The organism is Klebsiella sp. 10, from assembly GCF_018223925.1.
GTDB classification, from domain to species: domain Bacteria; phylum Pseudomonadota; class Gammaproteobacteria; order Enterobacterales; family Enterobacteriaceae; genus Klebsiella; species Klebsiella pneumoniae.
This window is the reverse complement of sequence record NZ_JAGRRB010000027.1, coordinates 41,694-58,822: the sequence shown is the minus strand read 5'-3', so window position 1 is coordinate 58,822 and position 17,129 is coordinate 41,694. Positions and strand designations below refer to the sequence as shown.

Annotated in this window: 20 protein-coding genes; 4 read left to right on the top strand and 16 right to left on the bottom strand. The window is 57.8% G+C overall.

What is annotated here, in order from left to right; all coding sequences use genetic code 11:
- The first annotated feature begins 13 nt into the window (after positions 1 to 13).
- Positions 14 to 973 carry a L,D-transpeptidase LdtC gene (ldtC, locus tag KHQ26_RS25060; RefSeq protein ID WP_029497111.1) on the top strand — a complete coding sequence of 320 codons (960 nt, stop codon included), beginning with the start codon at positions 14 to 16 and terminating at the stop codon, positions 971 to 973.
- A 128-nt stretch (positions 974 to 1,101) separates the two neighbouring features.
- Here ldtC and bhsA read toward each other — a convergent pair whose 3' ends face one another.
- A complete protein-coding gene (bhsA, locus tag KHQ26_RS25055; protein WP_002900788.1) occupies positions 1,102 to 1,359 on the bottom strand; it encodes a multiple stress resistance protein BhsA in 258 nt (85 codons plus the stop codon).
- A 97-nt stretch (positions 1,360 to 1,456) separates the two neighbouring features.
- Here bhsA and KHQ26_RS25050 point away from each other — a divergent pair, with 97 nt between their 5' ends.
- Both KHQ26_RS25050 and KHQ26_RS25045 read left to right on the top strand, forming a co-directional pair.
- Entirely contained in the window at positions 1,457 to 1,612 is a 156-nt protein-coding gene (locus KHQ26_RS25050; RefSeq protein WP_004147941.1) for a hypothetical protein, read from the top strand.
- Positions 1,609 to 2,244 (top strand): TetR/AcrR family transcriptional regulator, encoded by a 636-nt coding sequence (locus tag KHQ26_RS25045; protein ID WP_004211818.1) that lies wholly within the window; start codon positions 1,609 to 1,611, stop codon positions 2,242 to 2,244. The genes KHQ26_RS25050 and KHQ26_RS25045 overlap by 4 nt, the downstream gene beginning before the upstream one ends.
- Positions 2,245 to 2,296: 52 nt before the next feature.
- Here the strand turns inward: KHQ26_RS25045 and KHQ26_RS25040 are convergent, their stop codons facing one another.
- Positions 2,297 to 2,419: a hypothetical protein gene (locus tag KHQ26_RS25040; RefSeq protein ID WP_004140642.1), complete on the bottom strand. Its 123-nt coding sequence runs from the start codon at positions 2,417 to 2,419 to the stop codon at positions 2,297 to 2,299.
- Between the two features lie 68 nt (positions 2,420 to 2,487).
- Between KHQ26_RS25040 and KHQ26_RS25035 the strand changes: the two genes are divergently transcribed.
- A complete protein-coding gene (locus tag KHQ26_RS25035; protein WP_020803623.1) occupies positions 2,488 to 4,677 on the top strand; it encodes a TonB-dependent siderophore receptor in 2,190 nt (729 codons plus the stop codon).
- Between the two features lie 57 nt (positions 4,678 to 4,734).
- Here the strand turns inward: KHQ26_RS25035 and KHQ26_RS25030 are convergent, their stop codons facing one another.
- The 14 genes from KHQ26_RS25030 to pabC form a co-directional block, all read right to left on the bottom strand.
- Complete coding sequence (locus KHQ26_RS25030) at positions 4,735 to 5,274, bottom strand: glycine zipper 2TM domain-containing protein (protein WP_002900781.1); 540 nt, start codon at positions 5,272 to 5,274, stop codon at positions 4,735 to 4,737.
- Between the two features lie 194 nt (positions 5,275 to 5,468).
- Positions 5,469 to 6,773: an NAD(P)/FAD-dependent oxidoreductase gene (locus tag KHQ26_RS25025; protein ID WP_002900778.1), complete on the bottom strand. Its 1,305-nt coding sequence runs from the start codon at positions 6,771 to 6,773 to the stop codon at positions 5,469 to 5,471.
- Between the two features lie 245 nt (positions 6,774 to 7,018).
- On the bottom strand, positions 7,019 to 7,561 hold the full coding sequence (gene ycfP, locus KHQ26_RS25020) for an alpha/beta hydrolase YcfP (RefSeq protein WP_002900775.1): 543 nt from the start codon (positions 7,559 to 7,561) through the stop codon (positions 7,019 to 7,021).
- Positions 7,562 to 7,596: 35 nt separating this feature from the next.
- Positions 7,597 to 8,607, bottom strand: a complete 1,011-nt coding sequence (gene nagZ, locus KHQ26_RS25015) for a beta-N-acetylhexosaminidase (protein ID WP_004147935.1) — start codon at positions 8,605 to 8,607, stop codon at positions 7,597 to 7,599.
- 23 nt (positions 8,608 to 8,630) lie between these two features.
- Positions 8,631 to 9,458: a thiamine kinase gene (gene thiK / locus KHQ26_RS25010; RefSeq protein ID WP_020803620.1), complete on the bottom strand. Its 828-nt coding sequence runs from the start codon at positions 9,456 to 9,458 to the stop codon at positions 8,631 to 8,633.
- Entirely contained in the window at positions 9,439 to 10,077 is a 639-nt protein-coding gene (gene lpoB / locus KHQ26_RS25005) for a penicillin-binding protein activator LpoB (protein ID WP_014342994.1), read from the bottom strand. Before lpoB ends, thiK begins: the two co-directional genes overlap by 20 nt.
- A 21-nt stretch (positions 10,078 to 10,098) precedes the next feature.
- Positions 10,099 to 10,473: a YcfL family protein gene (locus KHQ26_RS25000; protein ID WP_002900683.1), complete on the bottom strand. Its 375-nt coding sequence runs from the start codon at positions 10,471 to 10,473 to the stop codon at positions 10,099 to 10,101.
- Positions 10,474 to 10,477: 4 nt separating this feature from the next.
- The gene (gene hinT / locus KHQ26_RS24995; protein WP_002900681.1) at positions 10,478 to 10,834 is read right to left on the bottom strand and encodes a purine nucleoside phosphoramidase; all 357 of its coding nucleotides are present in this window, start codon (positions 10,832 to 10,834) and stop codon (positions 10,478 to 10,480) included.
- Between the two features lie 261 nt (positions 10,835 to 11,095).
- On the bottom strand, positions 11,096 to 12,529 hold the full coding sequence (gene ptsG, locus KHQ26_RS24990) for a PTS glucose transporter subunit IIBC (RefSeq protein ID WP_002900680.1): 1,434 nt from the start codon (positions 12,527 to 12,529) through the stop codon (positions 11,096 to 11,098).
- 296 nt (positions 12,530 to 12,825) lie between these two features.
- The gene (locus KHQ26_RS24985; RefSeq protein ID WP_004140680.1) at positions 12,826 to 13,620 is read right to left on the bottom strand and encodes a metal-dependent hydrolase; all 795 of its coding nucleotides are present in this window, start codon (positions 13,618 to 13,620) and stop codon (positions 12,826 to 12,828) included.
- Positions 13,621 to 13,630: 10 nt separating this feature from the next.
- Positions 13,631 to 14,635 carry a DNA polymerase III subunit delta' gene (gene holB / locus KHQ26_RS24980; protein ID WP_002900676.1) on the bottom strand — a complete coding sequence of 335 codons (1,005 nt, stop codon included), beginning with the start codon at positions 14,633 to 14,635 and terminating at the stop codon, positions 13,631 to 13,633.
- Complete coding sequence (gene tmk, locus KHQ26_RS24975) at positions 14,632 to 15,273, bottom strand: dTMP kinase (RefSeq protein WP_002900674.1); 642 nt, start codon at positions 15,271 to 15,273, stop codon at positions 14,632 to 14,634. Before tmk ends, holB begins: the two co-directional genes overlap by 4 nt.
- Positions 15,263 to 16,285: a cell division protein YceG gene (yceG, locus tag KHQ26_RS24970; protein WP_002900671.1), complete on the bottom strand. Its 1,023-nt coding sequence runs from the start codon at positions 16,283 to 16,285 to the stop codon at positions 15,263 to 15,265. Before yceG ends, tmk begins: the two co-directional genes overlap by 11 nt.
- A 1-nt stretch (position 16,286) precedes the next feature.
- Positions 16,287 to 17,096 (bottom strand): aminodeoxychorismate lyase, encoded by an 810-nt coding sequence (gene pabC / locus KHQ26_RS24965; RefSeq protein ID WP_014907849.1) that lies wholly within the window; start codon positions 17,094 to 17,096, stop codon positions 16,287 to 16,289.
- Positions 17,097 to 17,129 lie beyond the last annotated feature (33 nt).

Below are 17,129 nucleotides of genomic sequence, written 5' to 3'. Positions count from 1 at the left end.
TGGAGTTATGGTAATGAGAAACCGTTTCCCCGTGACGCTTTGGCTGACGCTAGTCGCGTTAGTCGCCGCGCTGGCCCTGCCCGCGCGCGCTAACACCTGGCCCCTTCCCCCGCCGGGCAGCCGGCTGGTGGGTCAGAATCAGTTCCATGTGGTACAGGATGACGGCGGTTCGCTGGAAGCGATTGCCAAGAAGTACAATGTCGGCTTCCTGGCCCTGCTGCAGGCCAATCCCGGGGTTGACCCCTATGTTCCGCGCGCCGGCAGCGTGCTGACCATCCCCCTGCAGACGCTGCTGCCCGATGCGCCGCGCGAAGGGCTGGTGATTAACCTCGCCGAACTGCGCCTCTACTATTACCCGCCGGGCAAGAATGAAGTGACCGTCTACCCAATCGGCATCGGCCAGCTGGGTGGGACCACCATCACACCGACGATGGTCACAACCGTGTCCGACAAACGGGCCAATCCGACCTGGACACCTACCGCCAACATTCGCGCGCGCTACAAGGCTATGGGGATTGAGCTGCCGGCGGTAGTGCCTGCTGGTCCTGACAATCCGATGGGCCATCACGCCATCCGCCTCGCCGCCTATGGCGGAGTCTATCTCCTGCACGGCACCAATGCCGATTTCGGCATCGGTATGCGCGTCAGTTCCGGCTGCATTCGTCTGCGCGATAACGATATCAAGGCGCTGTACAACACTATCTCGCCGGGCACGAAGGTGAACATTATCAACACGCCGATCAAGGCGTCGATTGAGCCGGATGGCCGCCGTCTGGTTGAGGTCCATCAGCCGCTGTCTGAGCATATCGATGACGACCCGCAGACCCTGCCCATTACGCTTAATGCGGCCATGACTGCGTTCAAACAGGCGCCGCAGACCGACGGGACGGTGATGGAGCGCGCGATGAATTACCGCTCGGGCATGCCGATTGACGTCACCCGTCATGCTGAACCTGGACCGCAGTCGCTGTAGTCTTACGCTGCATAAAACAAAAAACCCGCCTGATGGCGGGTTTTTTGTTGGCAAGGGTCAAACAGGGGTACAACAGGGTCTTACTCATCGCCGTCCGGTGAAGGGGGCCGGGCAGCGACGCATCGGGCTTACTTGTAGATAACGGCGGTACCGTGAAGGGTATTCGGACCGGTTACCGAAGTAATACGGTATGAAGTGGCGCCCATCTCATCCGCTTTCTGCGCCAGCTGGTCTTCCAGCGAGCCCAGGTTAGTCCCGGCAGAAGCAGAGATGGTGCCTACTTTATGCTGTCCTGCAGGGGTGGACTGCACCTCTACAGCGGCAAAGCTGGCGAAAGAAAGGGAACTTAAAACAGCGGCAATAGCCAGAGTATTAACGGTTTTCATGATTATTATACCTGTGCAGATGAATTTTATAGTAGGGTCGCAAGCATTAACTTAACGATCGATAGGTAAATAATAATGTGATCTATGTCACACGTCAATGCATTTTTATAACGATCGTTTAACTATTTATAAAATGCTTAAATTTCATACATATATGAATTATTTATTTTTAAACCGACAGCGCTGGCCCCGGCGATCGTTTATTTTTATAATGGCCTTTCACCAAACCAACATAGGTACAACGGCACCATGACAACTGACGTTCAAAGTTGCGCCAAAAAAAGCCGTGGCCGACCGAAGGTGTTCGACAGGGATGCGGCGCTGGACAAAGCCATGACACTCTTCTGGCAGCACGGCTATGAGGCGACCTCGCTCGCCGATCTGGTCGAGGCGACAGGAGCAAAAGCCCCCACCCTGTATGCGGAATTTGTGAATAAAGAAGGCCTATTCCGCGCAGTGTTGGATCGTTACATTTCGCGCTTTGCCGCGAAGCACGAAGCCGTGCTGTTTGCCGAGGGAAAATCCGTCGATCGCGCGTTGCGTGACTACTTCACGGCGGTCGCCACCTGCTTTACCAGCAAAGAGACGCCGGCCGGCTGCTTTATCATCAATACCTCCGCCGCGCTGGCCGCCTCCTCGACGGATATCGCCAATACCATCAAATCCCGCCATGCGATGCAGGAGCAGGCGCTAACCCAGTTTCTGCAGCAGCGGCAGGCGCAGGGCGAACTGCCCGCGGGCCGCGATGTCGCGCAGCTGGCGCAATTTCTTAACTGCGTTCTGCAGGGGATGTCGATTAGCGCCCGGGAAGGCGCGGATTTCGACAAGCTGATGCAAATCACCGATACCACTCTCCGTCTCTGGCCGCAGGTCCTCGGGTCCTGATGCGCCCTGCTTCCGGCGGTATTCTGCCGCCGGATCCGCTCTCCTGTTGGCTTTATCCCCACAAAATAGATTGATTTTTATTACCTTTTCTCGCGCAAGATAAACGCAAATGATATTGATTGCGATATTCATTATGTGCAAAATCCTTTTTTGAGTTTTTCCAGATGTTTCGCATTGTAACGAATACCGGCCGACGCCGGCCCATAACAACGACAAAGCAACTTGCTCATAAAAGGAATGGATATGAAAAAGCGCCTCTGGGTGCTCCACCCTCTGCTGCTGGCCAGCACGCTGCCTGCGCTGGCGGCTCAGTCTGATGAAGACAGCATCATCGTTAGCGCAAACCGCACCCATCGCACCGTGGCCGAAATGGCCCAAACCACCTGGGTCATTGAGGGCCAGGAGATTGAGCAGCAGGTCCAGGGCGGGAAAGAGTTCAAAGACGTGCTGGCGCAGCTGATCCCCGGCATCGACGTCAGCAGCCAGGGGCGGACCAACTATGGGATGAACATGCGCGGGCGCGCAATCGTCGTGCTGATTGACGGCGTCCGGCTCAACTCCTCACGCACCGACAGCCGCCAGCTCGACGCCATCGATCCATTCAACATCGAACATATCGAAGTGATCTCCGGAGCGACCTCGCTGTACGGCGGGGGCAGTACCGGCGGGCTTATCAACATCGTTACCAAAAAGGGGCAGCAGGATCGTCAGGTCGATCTCGAGGTGGGCAGCAAGAGCGGTTTTGCGAACAGCAACGATCATGATGAGCGCGTCGCGGCGGCCGTCAGCGGCGGAACAGACCACGCATCCGGCCGCTTGTCGGTAGCCTATCAGCGTTTCGGCGGCTGGTACGACGGCAATAACGATGCGCTGATCCTCGATAATACCCAAACGGGGCTCCAGCACTCTGACCGCCTCGACGTGATGGGGACGGGGACGATTGAGATCGATGATAACCGCCAGCTGCAGCTGGTCACCCAGTATTATAAAAGCCAGGGCGATGATGACTACGGTCTGTGGCTCGGGAAGAACATGTCCGCGGTCACCAGCGGCGGCAAAGCGTATACCACCGACGGGCTCAATTCCGACCGTATCCCCGGCACCGAACGCCATCTGATCAGCCTCCAGTACTCCGATGCCGACTTTTTCGGCCAGAATCTGGTGAGCCAGGTGTACTATCGCGATGAGTCCCTCACCTTCTATCCGTTCCCGACGCTCACGAAAGGTCAGGTCAGTAGCTTCTCCTCGTCGCAGCAGGATACCGATCAGTATGGGGCCAAGCTGACCCTCAACAGCCAACCGCTGGCGGGGTGGGATCTCACCTGGGGTCTCGACGCCGATTATGAGACCTTTAATGCCAACCAAATGTTCTTCGATCTGCCACAATCGATGGCCTCCGGCGGGTTGCACAACGAATCGATCTACACAACCGGCCGCTACCCGGGATACAGTATTTCCAATGTCGCGCCATTCCTGCAGTCCAGCTACGATCTGAACGATATCTTTACCGTCAGCGGCGGGGTACGCTACCAGTGGACCGAAAACCGGGTCGACGACTTTGTCGGCTACGCCCAGCAGCAGGATATCGCCAACGGCAAAGCGCGCTCCGCCGACGCCATCAAAGGCGGCAAAACCGATTATGACAATTTCCTGTTTAACGCCGGGATCGTGGCCCACCTGACCGAGCGTCAACAAACCTGGTTTAACTTCTCGCAGGGTGTCGAGCTACCGGACCCTGGTAAATACTATGGCATCGGTAAATATGGCGCTGCGGTGAATGGTCATCTGCCGCTGATCTCCAGCGTCAACGTCGATGACTCGCCGCTGCAGGGGATCAAAGTTAACTCGTACGAGCTGGGCTGGCGCTACACTGGCGATAACCTGCGCACCCAGCTGGCGGCGTACTACTCGACCTCGGATAAGACCATTGTCGTCAACCGCACCGACATGACCATCGACGTTCAGTCCGACAAACGGCGTATTTACGGCGTTGAGGGGGCGGTCGACTACTTTATTCCGGATAGCGACTGGAGCGTCGGCGGTAACTTTAACGTGCTGAAATCCCAGGTGCAGACCGACGGCCGCTGGCAAAAATGGGACGTCACCCTCGCCTCGCCGTCTAAAGCCACCGCCTGGGTGGGCTGGGCGCCGGATCCGTGGAGCCTGCGCGTGCAGAGTCAGCAGGTATTTGACCTCAGCGATGCCGCCGGTAACAAGCTGGAAGGCTATAACACCGTCGATTTTATCGGTAGTTACGCGCTGCCGGTGGGGAAACTGACCTTCAGTATCGAAAACCTGCTTAACGAAGACTATGTCACTATCTGGGGCCAGCGCGCGCCGCTGCTCTACAGCCCAACCTACGGCAGTTCATCGCTGTATGAGTACAAAGGTCGTGGCCGCACCTTTGGTCTGAACTACGCCTTAACCTTCTGATAAAAAAAGCCCCTCAGCCTGAGCGATTGAGGGGCTAATCACTACACAAATCTGTTTTTAGATTTTGTTGTTCAGGACCAGCTGGCCGTTGTTGTCCAGCGGGATCTGGCTGCCGGGATCGTGATCCATGCGGATTTTCCCCTGCTGATCGCCTATCTTATAGGTCACATCGTAGCCGAGCATTTTATCGGATTTGTCATACACCGTTTTGCAGCGCTGCTGGGTGGTGGTGTAGGTATCGTTGTCCTGCATCGCGCCCTGGATCTGGTTGCCTGCATAGCCGCCGCCTAGCGCACCTACGACCGTCGCCACGCTGCGTCCGTGACCGCCGCCAAACTGGTGGCCAATCACCCCGCCCGCCACCGCGCCCAGCACCGAACCGGCGATGCGGTTTTCATCCTGTACCGGACGACGATGAGTCACCGTGACATTGCGGCATTCCTGACGCGGCGTTTTCACGGTTTCTTTAATCGGTGTACTGGAGACCACTTGCGCATACTGCGGGCCGCGATCCAACACGTTGAGACCAGCGACAGCTGCAACGCCCAGCGCGGCAGCCACGCCTATCCCTATACCCGCCAACATAGATTTATTCACGGGAGTTCCTCCTTTGTTGCTGTTGATACAATTTTGCAACCGGAGCCGGGAGGGCGCAAATCAGATAGCGGATGAAAAGTGCGAGAATTCGCTGCAAATCAAAGGGATTCAGAGGATTCCGAGCGGGATCTCTGCGGTTCCAGCAGAAGAGCCCGGAGGCGCCCTCAGAGCGCGCCTCCGGGTCGCGACAGCGATTAGTGCAGCTTCAGGCGCGGGCGAATGATGCGGTTGATGCGCCCGACCAGCATCATCAGGCCGGTCTTGAAGTAACCATGCAGAGCAATCTGGTGCATACGGTACAGGGAGATGTACACGAAGCGCGCAATGCGCCCTTCCACCATCATCGAACCGCGCATCAGGTTACCCATCAGGCTGCCGACGGTGGAGTAATTTGACAGCGACACCAGCGAGCCATGGTCTTTATAGGTGTATGCCTTCAGCGGTTTGCCTTTCATCTGCGCCAGGATGTTGTTCAGCGCGCAGGTAGCCATCTGGTGCGCCGCCTGGGCCCGCGGAGGCACAAAGCCGCCTTCCGGACGGGCGCAGGAGGCGCAGTCGCCGATGGCGAAAATATCCGCATCGCGGGTAGTCTGCAGCGTCGGCTCGACCACCAGCTGATTGATACGGTTGGTTTCGAGGCCGCCGATCTCTTTCATGAAATCTGGCGCTTTGATCCCCGCCGCCCAGACCATTAGATCCGCCTCAATATATTCGCCATCTTTAGTGTGCAGGCCGCCCGCATCCGCGCTGGTGACCATGGTCTGCGTCAGAACCCGTACGCCCAACTTAGTCAGCTCATTATGCGCTGCCCCGGAAATGCGCGGCGGCAGCGCAGGCAGAATGCGCTCACCCGCCTCGACCAGCGTGACGTTCAGCGCTTCGTTGGTCAGCCCTTTGTAGCCGTAGCTGTGCAGCTGTTTCACCGCATTGTGCAACTCAGCGGAGAGCTCCACGCCGGTGGCGCCGCCGCCGACGATGGCGATATTTACTTTACCGTTAGCGCCGAGGTTAGCAGAGTATTTAAGGAACAGGTTGAGCATTTCCTGATGGAAGCGACGCGCCTGGTGCGGGTTGTCGAGGAAAATGCAGTTCTCTTTTACGCCAGGGGTATTAAAGTCATTCGAGGTACTGCCCAACGCCATGACCAGCGTGTCGTACGGCAGTTTACGCTCAGCCACCAGCAGCTCGCCTTTTTCATTGCGCAGCTCGCCGAGGGTGATGGTTTTCCCTTCGCGGTTGATATCAACCACCGAGCCCAGCTGGAACTGGAAACCGTGGTTGCGGGCATGGGCCAGATAGCTCAGCGCATCAACGCCTTCATCCAGAGAACCGGTGGCCACTTCGTGCAGCAGCGGCTTCCACAGATGGCTGTGGTTACGGTCCACCAGGGTGATTTTCGCTTTCTTATGGCGCCCTAACTTTCTCCCCAGCTGAGTTGCCAGTTCCAGTCCGCCAGCGCCGCCACCCACAATTACGATTTTTTTCAATGGCGTAGTCATGTGTACCCCTAAAATTATTAACCAATTGTTAAATAAAAGTTATTGAAATAGCCTTTATTTAACAACAAGTTACGTTAATGAAACCATTCAGCACTGTCGAGAATACCATGAACGGTGCATTGGTCATACCAAAATTGATGTGCATCAAGTTTTGTCGCGTATTTTTTCAGCGAAACCAATAAGTGTAGACATGAAAAAACCCGCGTGGTGAACCCGACGCGGGTTTGGGAACAAGGGAAAAGCAGTTAGCCGAGGGTTTTAAACGCTTTCAGCCGCTGCAGATGCGGCGAGATATTTTTAAACTTATGGGTCTGCTCTTCATCCCAGATAATTTCATAATAGTGGTGCAGGAGATCGGCGGAACGCTGGCTGTCCAACGCCTCGTCCTGGCGGGAAAGCACCACCAGGCAGCGATCGCGGTTCTTCTCGCGGAAGTTGGTCACGCACTTGGTGGCGATGTCAGCATACTCTTCCGGTCGGTCGATTTTGCCTTCCATGTTCTCATGCGGAAACAGGTTTGGATTGAACACCGCCTGGCGGATATCGCACAGAAAACCAATCCGCTCCGCCCAGTAGCCGCCAAGGCCGACGCCGCAGATCAGCGGCCGGTCATCGGCAGTGAGCTGCAGCATTTTATCGACCTCTTTCAGCAAATGCTGCATATCGTGCTTGGGATGCCGCGTGCTGTAGCTAATCAACCGCACGTCCGGGTCGATAAACTGCAGCTGCATCACCTTCTCATGGTTACCGGGGCTGTTCGAGTCAAAACCGTGTAAATAGATAATCATCGCATCCTCACCAGACAACAACGCCCCGTAGAGCGTTACGCGGACTTCGCCTCTTGCCAGCGCGCATGAAGCTGCTCCAGCTGGGCACTCACCGTTTTCCAACGGGCTGAATCCCTTAACTCCTGACGGGAAAAGGAACCTTTATGATACAATTTCGTAACACGCTCTGCTTTGATCGGCGACAGGTTATCCAGCACACTGACCGCGCCTTTACGATTATTGCAGACGAGGATCATATCGCAACCGGCGTCGAGCGATGCCTGACCGCGTTCGGCATAGCTGCCCATGATCGCCGCCCCTTCCATCGACAGATCGTCGGAGAAAATCACCCCGTCAAAGCCCAGTTCGCCGCGCAGCACCGTTTTCAGCCAGTACGCCGAGCCGCTGGCCGGACGCGGATCGAGCTCCGGGTAAATCACATGCGCCGGCATAATGGCATCCAGACGCTGCTCGGCGATAAGGCTTTTGAACACCGCCATATCATGGTCGCGGATAACCGATGCCGCCCGCGGATCGAACGGCGTCTCTTTGTGCGAATCGGCAGTCACCGCCCCGTGTCCCGGGAAGTGTTTGCCGGTGGTTTTCATGCCCGCGGCGTGCATCCCGTCAATGAAGTGACGCGCCATCGTCAGCGCTTTCTGCGGATCTTCATGATAAGAACGTTCGCCGATTGCGGCGCTGATATGGCCGACGTCCAGCACTGGCGCAAAACTAATATCGATATCCATGGCGATCATTTCGCTGGCCATCAGCCAGCCGGCTTCGGCGGCCAGTTTGCCCCCCTCTTCCATCCCCAGCAGCGCGGCGAAAGACTGGGCCGCCGGTAAACGGGTAAACCCTTCGCGGAAACGCTGAACCCGCCCCCCTTCCTGATCGACCGCCACCACCAGGTGGTTCCGGGAGGCGTCGCGGATCTGGCGCACCAGCTCGCGCAGCTGCGCCGGATCGTGATAATTTCGGGTAAAGAGGATCAACCCTCCCACCAGCGGATGCGCCAGAATTTCTCGCTCTTCCGCATCCAGCTCATACCCTTCGACATCCAACATCACTGGGCCCACACTGACCTCTCTTATCCTTTACGTTCGTTGTCTAACTGACACCATGTTTCATCTGCCAGCGTGATAAATTGCCGGTCCCCGCTCTGCCGCCAGCGCATTTCATACCAGCCCGCCATCAACAGCAGTACCCACGGGCGCCAGAGTACAACCTGCCGCCAAAGCAGCTGCGCGTCGATGGCCGCCCGCCGGGCATACGCTTCTACCAGCCGACGGCGCTCGCCAGGCGTGATCCACACCGCGGCCAGCTCCAGCGCGATATCGCCATCACCGGCATATTCCCAGTCGATCAGCCTCAGGCCGGACTCATTATGAATAATATTGCCGGCATGGACGTCCATGTGCAGCGGCGCCAGCCGCAGGGGACGGGGCTCGCCCTGGCGGCGCAGCCGCTGATGCCAGCGCAGCCAACGCGGCTTGCGCCGCGCCGGATCGCACCTCTGCCAGTACTGGGCCAGCAGTGGTGTGAGGCTAACCCGCCAGCCAAACCGCGGTTGCTGATGCAAATCATACAATAAGCCTGACAGCTGCGGGGAGGCCGGTAACTCGCTTTTCACCTCCCCTGCGCAATACTCCACCACCAACCAGCAGGGTGAGTAAAACAGCGGGGTTGGCGCCAGCCTGGCAGGCAGTCGGCGGAGCGCGCGATACTGACGGCGAAAATAGTAAGTGGCGGCAGACGGATCGTGCGGCTGACGCAGCACGTGCCGCCGGTCGCCGTCGCTGATAATCACACTGCCGCCGCTGAGGCCACTCTGGCTCAGCGAGGCGACAGGATGATAATGGGGAAAGAAGCGCGACAAGAGCTCGTCGCGCGTTAGCTTATTGTTGCTGAACAGCACCTTTACCTGACCAGATTATCTCACCGGTTTGCACCAGCATGAGCTGCATTTTCAGCTCAGGCGCGTTGACGTTGCCGGTGGCATTGGAGTAAAGCACATACTGCGCGCCCACGTTGCGGGCGATGCCCATGGCTTTGCTGCGGCTGCCGAGGCTGTCCTGCGGCGACAGGCCCAGCTGCTGCTTGGCGACCGCCAGCTGCTGCGCCGATACCAGGGTAAATTTGCCGTTACCGGCCAGCGCACTACGTAGCGCAGTGGTGGCTTCTCCAGCATTCAGCGAACCGTTGGTGCGGTTGTTCACGCTGTCAACCAGCAGAATACTGCCGGCATTGACCCCACTCGCCTGCAGCATCTGCCCCACCAGCGGCTGAACCGCGCCGTTCCAGTCATAATGACGCACGCGCGGCGCCGGCTGACCCGACTGCTGATCCTGATGCTCAATCGGCCCAGGCTGCGCCGGGACAGAGGGCACCGCCGGTACGGTCGGCACCGTGGGCTGCGGCTGCGCAGGCTGCTGCGGCTGCGGTTTGGCCTCTTCTACCGGCGCGGGCTGCTCCCGCAACCCCGCACAGCCTGCGAGGAATATCGCCAGTGCTGTGATTAACGCATAGCGACACATTTTCATCATTATAATTACCCCTTACAGATAAAGATAAAGGCGGGCCTTATGCGCCCCCAGGATATTGGCGCTGCCATATAACGTGACCGAGGAGCGGGCCGGTACCACGATGGTGCGCGGCGCGTCCAGCGGATGCATCTCCAGCCCTCGGGCGTCATACCAGAAAAAACGATAGTGCACGGTAACCGGCTGCTGGCGCTCGTTATATAGCGTTGAGGAGGCGGTAGCCTGAATCTCTGTCGCCACGACGGCAGGCTCGCTGGCGCTGATCCCCGCCGCCAGCACGCTCGACTCCATCACCAGCGCCTGCTGGTCAGAAACCGGGATCTCCGGGTGTGAACTACACCCGGCGAGTAGCCCCGCCGCCAGACACGCGCCCAAAAGGGTCCTGAGCATGACGTTAGCCTTTGTGCGCCAGCATCGGGCCAAGCGGACGACCGCCCAGCAGATGCATATGGATATGGTACACTTCCTGGCCGCCGTGGCGGTTGCAGTTGACGATCAACCGATAGCCATCGTCGGCAAGACCTTCATCGCGGGCGATCTTCGCCGCGACGGTCATCATCCGGCCCAGCGCCAGCTCATGTTCAGCGGTGACGTCATTTACGGTAGGAATCAGAACATTCGGGACAATCAGAATATGGGTGGGCGCCTGCGGGGAGATGTCGCGAAAAGCGGTCACAAGCTCATCCTGATAGACAATATCCGACGGGATCTCCCGGCGAATGATTTTGCTGAAAATCGTTTCTTCTGCCATGACTGATTCCTTATAAGTTTTATCCCGTGCGCTGGCCTGCTTCTGCAGATAAACGCGGACGCACAGGTTCCGCTAAGAGTATGAGCGACATTCTCCCTCTCTTTCAACCTGAAAGCTCTTTTTCTTATTCAACTATAGACTTAGCTGCTGAGGGAATAAGCATATGGCGGACTGTTTTCAGGGTTATCGCTTGTGGTGCACCGACTTTAGCGCATAAAAAAGGCAGCCAGTTGGCTGCCTTAGTCTCCCCGATACTACGTCTTAACTGTTACGGATGTACTCATCCATTTCAGTTTTCAGGTTATCGGACTTGGTACCGAAGATGGCCTGTACGCCAGAACCTGCCACTACCACGCCAGCGGCGCCCAGTTTTTTCAGGCCAGCCTGGTCAACTTTCGCTACATCCGCCACGCTAACACGCAGACGAGTAATACATGCGTCGAGGTTGGTGATGTTCTCTTTACCGCCGAAAGCGGCGACCAGAGCCGGAGCCATCTCGCTGGTGGCGCCAGCTTTGCTCTCTTCGGTGGTGTCTTCACGACCCGGAGTTTTCAGATCCAGGGCTTTAATCAGCACACGGAAAATGACGTAGTACACGATCGCATAGCAGATACCAACAATCGGGAACAGCCACAGCTTGCTGCTGTTACCGGACAGCACGATAAAGTCGATCAGGCCGTGAGAGAACGAGGTACCGTCACGCATACCCAGCAGGATACAGATCGGGAACGCCAGGCCCGCCAGAATGGCATGGATAACGTACAGGATCGGCGCCACGAACATGAACGAGAACTCGATCGGCTCGGTGATACCGGTCAGGAACGAGGTCAGCGCGGCGGAGATCATGATACCGCCCACTTTGGCGCGGTTTTCCGGTTTAGCAGAGTGCCAAATCGCGATAGCCGCTGCCGGCAGACCATACATTTTGAACAGGAAGCCGCCAGACAGTTTGCCCGCCGTCGGGTCGCCTGCCATGTAGCGCGGGATATCGCCGTGGAACACCTGACCAGCCGCGTTGGTGTATTCGCCGATCTGCATCTGGAAAGGAACGTTCCAGATGTGATGCAGACCAAACGGCACCAGGCAACGTTCGATGAAACCGTAGATACCAAACGCCACCACTGGGTTCTGATAAGCAGCCCACTGGGAGAAGGTTTGGATCGCGGAGCCGATCGGCGGCCAAATGAAGGAGAGGATCACGCCGGTGAAGATAGCGGCCAGACCAGAGATAATCGGCACAAAACGCTTGCCCGCAAAGAAGCCGAGATATTCTGGCAGCTTGATGCGATAGAAGCGGTTGAACATGTAGGCGGCGATAGCACCGGAGATAATACCGCCAAGCACGCCGGTATCAGCAAGGTGTTTTGCCGCAATCTCGTCAGCAGGTAAATGCAGCACCAGCGGCGCAACAACCGCCATGGTTTTCACCATGATGCCGTAAGCCACGACTGCAGCCAGTGCGGATACACCGTCGTTATTGGTGAAGCCGAGGGCCACACCGATAGCGAAGATCAGCGGCATATTGGCGAAAACTGAACCGCCTGCTTCTGCCATAACGTGGGAGACCACGGCTGGCAGCCAGCTGAAGTTAGCGGAACCGACGCCCAGCAGGATACCTGCGATAGGCAGTACGGATACCGGCAGCATCAGCGATTTACCGACCTTCTGCAGGTTAGCAAATGCATTCTTAAACATAATTGAGAGTGCTCCTGAGTATTTGGTACTTTTTTACGCTTTCACGCATTGGCCCGGGGGGAGAACCGTGCCGTGGACAGGACATCTAAGCGCCCTTTATTTATTACACAGAGTAAAATAATTAACGGGATGATTGTTTGACGGCTATCACGTTTCAATCAGCCTTCCGGTAAAAATTTACATCAACTTACATAAATTGTATCTAGATGTTGCTAAAAAACCTTCACCGCCACTTTTGTGGCGGTGAACTTTACTCGCTTTGGCTATTAATTACGAGCCTTAAAATAATAAGCAGATCAAGCAGGTTGCAAACGGGCGGGGTCGATGTGGAACAGGGTGGCAAAATTGTCGGTGGTCTGCTGAGCCAGCTGCTCAAGCGACACCCCCTTCAGTACCGCCATATACTCGGCAACGTCACGAACCAGCGCCGGCTGGTTCTCTTTGCCGCGGTGGGGGACCGGCGCCAGGTACGGCGAATCGGTTTCAACCAGCAGGCGATCCAGCGGCACGTAGCGCGCCGCATCACGCAGCTGCTCGGCGTTACGAAAAGTGACGATACCGGAAAACGAGATATAGAACCCCATATCGAGCAGCTTGCCCGCTGTCTCCCTGTCCTCAGTGAAACAGTGTAGTACGCCACCGCAATCCGTCACCTTTTCTTCGCGCAAAATAGCCAGAGTATCGGCACGCGCGTCACGGGTATGGACGATCACCGGCTTATTGAGCTCACGGCCGATACGAATGTGGTCGCGGAACGAGCTTTGCTGTTGGGCTTTAGTTTCCGGGGTATAAAAATAATCCAGACCGGTCTCCCCCATCGCCACGACGCCCTCTTCCGCTGCCAGCGCGCGCAGAGTCTCTACCTCCCAGGGCTCGTCCTGGTTTAATGGGTGTACGCCGCAGGAGAAGACGACGTTGTCACGCGTCCCCACCAGTTCGCGCATACTGCGGTAGCCAGGCAGCGTCGTGGCGACGGCGAGGCAAAATTTCACATCGCGTGCGGCCGCTTTTGCCAGCACGTCGTCGACGTTTTTGTGTAGAGTTTGATAATCCAGACCATCAAGATGGCAGTGGGAGTCGACTAAAAACATAATGTCTCACTCAGAGGTGGGAGACGGGTAAACCCGTCCCGGGTTGCAGGTAATGTTCCCAGCGCAGCAGGCGCTCGGTAAGCAGCAGTTCGCGGTTGACACCGACAACGTTGAGCAATTGCTCGCGGCAGGTACAGACGTCATGGGCAATCGCCTGCAGCCGGGCGGCGGGCAGGCTGTGCGCCAGCTGCTCCAGCAGCGGCCAGACGTCAGGGTTACTCACCAGGGTAATCCCCTGCTGTCGTTTTTGCGCATCGACCAGCAGCGACGCCAGCCAGTGCAGGCGAACCGCCGCCTGTTCATGATTGAGTATCGGCAGCAGCGCCAGCCAGTCACCGCTCGCCAGGGTAGCCGCCAGCGCCTGACACAACTGCTGCCGCGCCGTCCACAGCGGTTCCTGTAACAGTTCGAGCGCCGCAGCCGGCGCGCTGGCGCACAGGCGTAACGCGGTCAACAATGACTCCTGCGGCAGGCTCACCTCACGCTCCAGCCAGGCCAGAGCATAAGGCTCAGACGGCGGCGCCAGATGATGCAGGCGACAGCGGCTGCGCAGAGTGGTCAGCAGACGCGCCGGCTCCTCGCAGGCGAGGAAGAACCAGGTATTCTCCGGGGGCTCCTCCAGCGTTTTCAGCAACGCGTTGGCGGCGGCATCGGTCAGCAAGGCAGCATCGCTAATCCAGACCACTTTTGCCCCACCAAGGCGTGCATGTTCATAGAGCTTTTCATTGACATCGCGCACCGCGTCAATACCCAGCGCGCTCTTGCCCTTCTCGGGGCTGAGCGCATAGTAATCGGGGTGCGTGCCGGCCTGCATCAGCTGACAGCTATGGCAGTGGCCGCAGCTTTTATGTCCTTCGGGCTGGCGGCACATCAGGAAGCGGCACAGCGCGTAAATCAACGCCTCGCCGCCCATCCCGTTCAGGGACTGTAACAGTAAGGCGTGGTGGCCTCGTCCGGCCTGATAGCTACCGACCAGTTGCTCGAACGAGGGGCGCAGCCACGGATACCATTTCATGCCGCTTGCTCCGCCATCCACTGGGCGATCGTGGCGCGAATGTCGCGCGCCACGGCATCCAGCGGCTGAGTTGCGTCAACCGTGCGGATAGAAGGATCGGCGGCGGCCAGCTCAAGATAGCGCGCGCGGGTACGGTTGAAAAAGTTCATGGACTCCTGCTCAATGCGATCCAGCTCGCCGCGGGCCCGGGCGCGCTGCAGCCCCACTTCCGGCGTGACGTCGAGATACAGCGTCAGATTGGGGCGAAAATCACCGAGTACCGCGTCGCGCAGCGTCGCCAGCATCGTGCGGTCAATTCCCCGGCCGCCGCCCTGATAGGCCTGCGTCGACAGATCGTGACGATCGCCGATCACCCACTGGCCGCGGGCCAGCGCGGGCTTAATCACGGTCTCCACCAACTGGACGCGCGCCGCGTAAAACATCAGCACTTCCGCTTTATCGTTAATCACTTCATCGCCCGTGGACTGGATATCCAGCACCAGGCTACGCAGTTTTTCGGCAAGGATTGTGCCCCCCGGCTCGCGGGTAAACACCATATCGTGAATACCCGCCGACTGCAGCGTCTCCACCACCAGTTGACGTGCGGTGGTCTTCCCGGCGCCCTCCAGCCCCTCGATGACGATATAGTTACTGCGCATTTTTTTCCTTAAGTACTTTCAGATAATCCTGCACCGCACGGTTATGACTGACCAGGTTTGTGGTAAACGTATGGCCCCCTTTCCCGTCGGCGACGAAATAAAGATATGGCGTTTTCGCCGGATGGGCGGCCGCCTTCAGCGAGGCCTCGCCCGGCACCGCGATAGGGCCCGGCGGCAAACCGCTGATGGTATAAGTATTGTATGCGGTCGGCGTCTCGAGATCCTTACGCGTTAACTTACCAGTATATCCTGCGCCCATCCCGTAGATTACGGTCGGATCGGTCTGCAAGCGCATACCGATGCGCAGGCGGTTGATAAATACCGACGCGACGCGGTCGCGCTCTTCCGCTACCGCGGTCTCTTTTTCAATAATCGAGGCCATGGTCAACAGCTGGTTCTGATCGGCATAGGGCAGATTCTCCATCCGTCCTTCCCAGACCTTCGCCACTTCGGCGACCATTTTCTGATGCGCGCGCTTGAGGATGGCGATATCGCTGGTGTTGGCGGTGTACATCCAGGTATCCGGCCAGAACCAGCCCTCTACCCAGTCGGCATGCTCAAGACCTAATGCCTTAGCCACCGTCGCGTAGCTATCGTCTTCAAGCGTGTGCTTCACGTACGGGGCATCGCGCAGCTGGCGCAGGTAGTCGCTGACGCGCATGCCTTCGACAAAGCGCAGCGGAAACTGCGCCTCTTTGCCGCTGGCCAGCAGCTGCAACATCTCGCGCACCGTCATTTGCGGCGTGAAGCGATAGGTCCCGGCCTTGAAGTGAGACAGCTCAGGTTCCACCCGCAGCAGCCACTGGAAAACGCGCGGGCGATTGATCACCTTCTCGCGATAGAGATCCTGGCCCAGCGCCAGCCGGCCGGTGCCAGCTTCGAGGGTAAAGATGGTCTCTTCCTTAATCAGCAGCTTGCTGTCCGCCAGCTGGCGTACCTTCCACATGCCTGCCGCCGCGGCGATGCCCAACAGCACGACCAGCAACAGGATAAAACGTAACATTTTCTTCATACTAACCAGACAGCTCACACAAAGGGGCTAAAAAATGGTAAAGCTCACGCGAGGACCAGGTGGTCTCCTCCCAGCGGCGAACCGGCACCAGCGGCATCAGCGCATTGCAGATCAGCACTTCATCGGCCTCCCGCAACGTCTCGGGACGCGCTGTCACTTCGACAACGCGAAACGTCGATGGTGCCAGCTGCGCGATACAGCGCTGCCGCATAATGCCGTTGACCCCGGCATAATCGAGTCCCGGAGTAAATACATCACGTCCCTGACGCCAGAATAAATTCGCGGCACAGCATTCCGTAAGCCACCCGTCACTGTCAAGGACCAGCGCCTCATCGGCGTCCGTCTGCTCAAGATGAGAGCGGATCAGTACCTGCTCAAGGCGATTAAGGTGCTTCAGGCCGGCAAGCCAGGAGTTGCGCCCCAGGGGCACCGGACTCTGGGTCAGAGTAATGCCCTCCTCCCGCCAGCGCGCATAATGCGCCGGGTATGGAGAGAAGCTGAGAATGCGAGTGGGCGACACGCAGCCTGCCGTACTGTATCCCCTTCCCCCAACGCCGCGGGTGAGAGTCACCTTGAGCACGCCCTGCGCGTGCGGCCGAGCCAGACGCTGCATCTCTTCGCTCAGCGTCAGCCAGTCGTTAAATGGGATATGTAATTTTTCACAGGTTGTCTGTAAACGCTGCAGATGGGCGTCCAGTAGCGCAACCTGCCCTTGCTGGATGCGGGCGGTGGTAAAACAGCCGTCGCCAAACTGGATGGCGCGATCGTTCGCTGCCAACGTGTCCTGTACAACGCCGTTTATCAAGAACATAAAGGACTCCTTTTCACTGGTCGGTCAGTGTGT

Coding starts and splice junctions, on each gene's coding strand:
- KHQ26_RS25035 (WP_020803623.1), top strand. CDS start 2,488: ATGAAAAAGCGCCTCTGGGTGCTCCACCCTCTGCTGCTGGCCAGCACG.
- holB (WP_002900676.1), bottom strand. CDS start 14,635: ATGAAATGGTATCCGTGGCTGCGCCCCTCGTTCGAGCAACTGGTCGGT.
- bhsA (WP_002900788.1), bottom strand. CDS start 1,359: ATGAAAACCGTTAATACTCTGGCTATTGCCGCTGTTTTAAGTTCCCTT.
- ldtC (WP_029497111.1), top strand. CDS start 14: ATGAGAAACCGTTTCCCCGTGACGCTTTGGCTGACGCTAGTCGCGTTA.
- yceG (WP_002900671.1), bottom strand. CDS start 16,285: ATGAAGAAAATGTTACGTTTTATCCTGTTGCTGGTCGTGCTGTTGGGC.
- KHQ26_RS25045 (WP_004211818.1), top strand. CDS start 1,609: ATGACAACTGACGTTCAAAGTTGCGCCAAAAAAAGCCGTGGCCGACCG.
- KHQ26_RS25050 (WP_004147941.1), top strand. CDS start 1,457: ATGCATTTTTATAACGATCGTTTAACTATTTATAAAATGCTTAAATTT.
- KHQ26_RS24985 (WP_004140680.1), bottom strand. CDS start 13,620: ATGTTTTTAGTCGACTCCCACTGCCATCTTGATGGTCTGGATTATCAA.
- lpoB (WP_014342994.1), bottom strand. CDS start 10,077: ATGTGTCGCTATGCGTTAATCACAGCACTGGCGATATTCCTCGCAGGC.
- pabC (WP_014907849.1), bottom strand. CDS start 17,096: ATGTTCTTGATAAACGGCGTTGTACAGGACACGTTGGCAGCGAACGAT.
- hinT (WP_002900681.1), bottom strand. CDS start 10,834: ATGGCAGAAGAAACGATTTTCAGCAAAATCATTCGCCGGGAGATCCCG.
- nagZ (WP_004147935.1), bottom strand. CDS start 8,607: ATGTTGGATGTCGAAGGGTATGAGCTGGATGCGGAAGAGCGAGAAATT.
- ycfP (WP_002900775.1), bottom strand. CDS start 7,561: ATGATTATCTATTTACACGGTTTTGACTCGAACAGCCCCGGTAACCAT.
- KHQ26_RS25025 (WP_002900778.1), bottom strand. CDS start 6,773: ATGACTACGCCATTGAAAAAAATCGTAATTGTGGGTGGCGGCGCTGGC.
- KHQ26_RS25040 (WP_004140642.1), bottom strand. CDS start 2,419: ATGCGAAACATCTGGAAAAACTCAAAAAAGGATTTTGCACATAATGAA.
- ptsG (WP_002900680.1), bottom strand. CDS start 12,529: ATGTTTAAGAATGCATTTGCTAACCTGCAGAAGGTCGGTAAATCGCTG.
- tmk (WP_002900674.1), bottom strand. CDS start 15,273: ATGCGCAGTAACTATATCGTCATCGAGGGGCTGGAGGGCGCCGGGAAG.
- KHQ26_RS25000 (WP_002900683.1), bottom strand. CDS start 10,473: ATGCTCAGGACCCTTTTGGGCGCGTGTCTGGCGGCGGGGCTACTCGCC.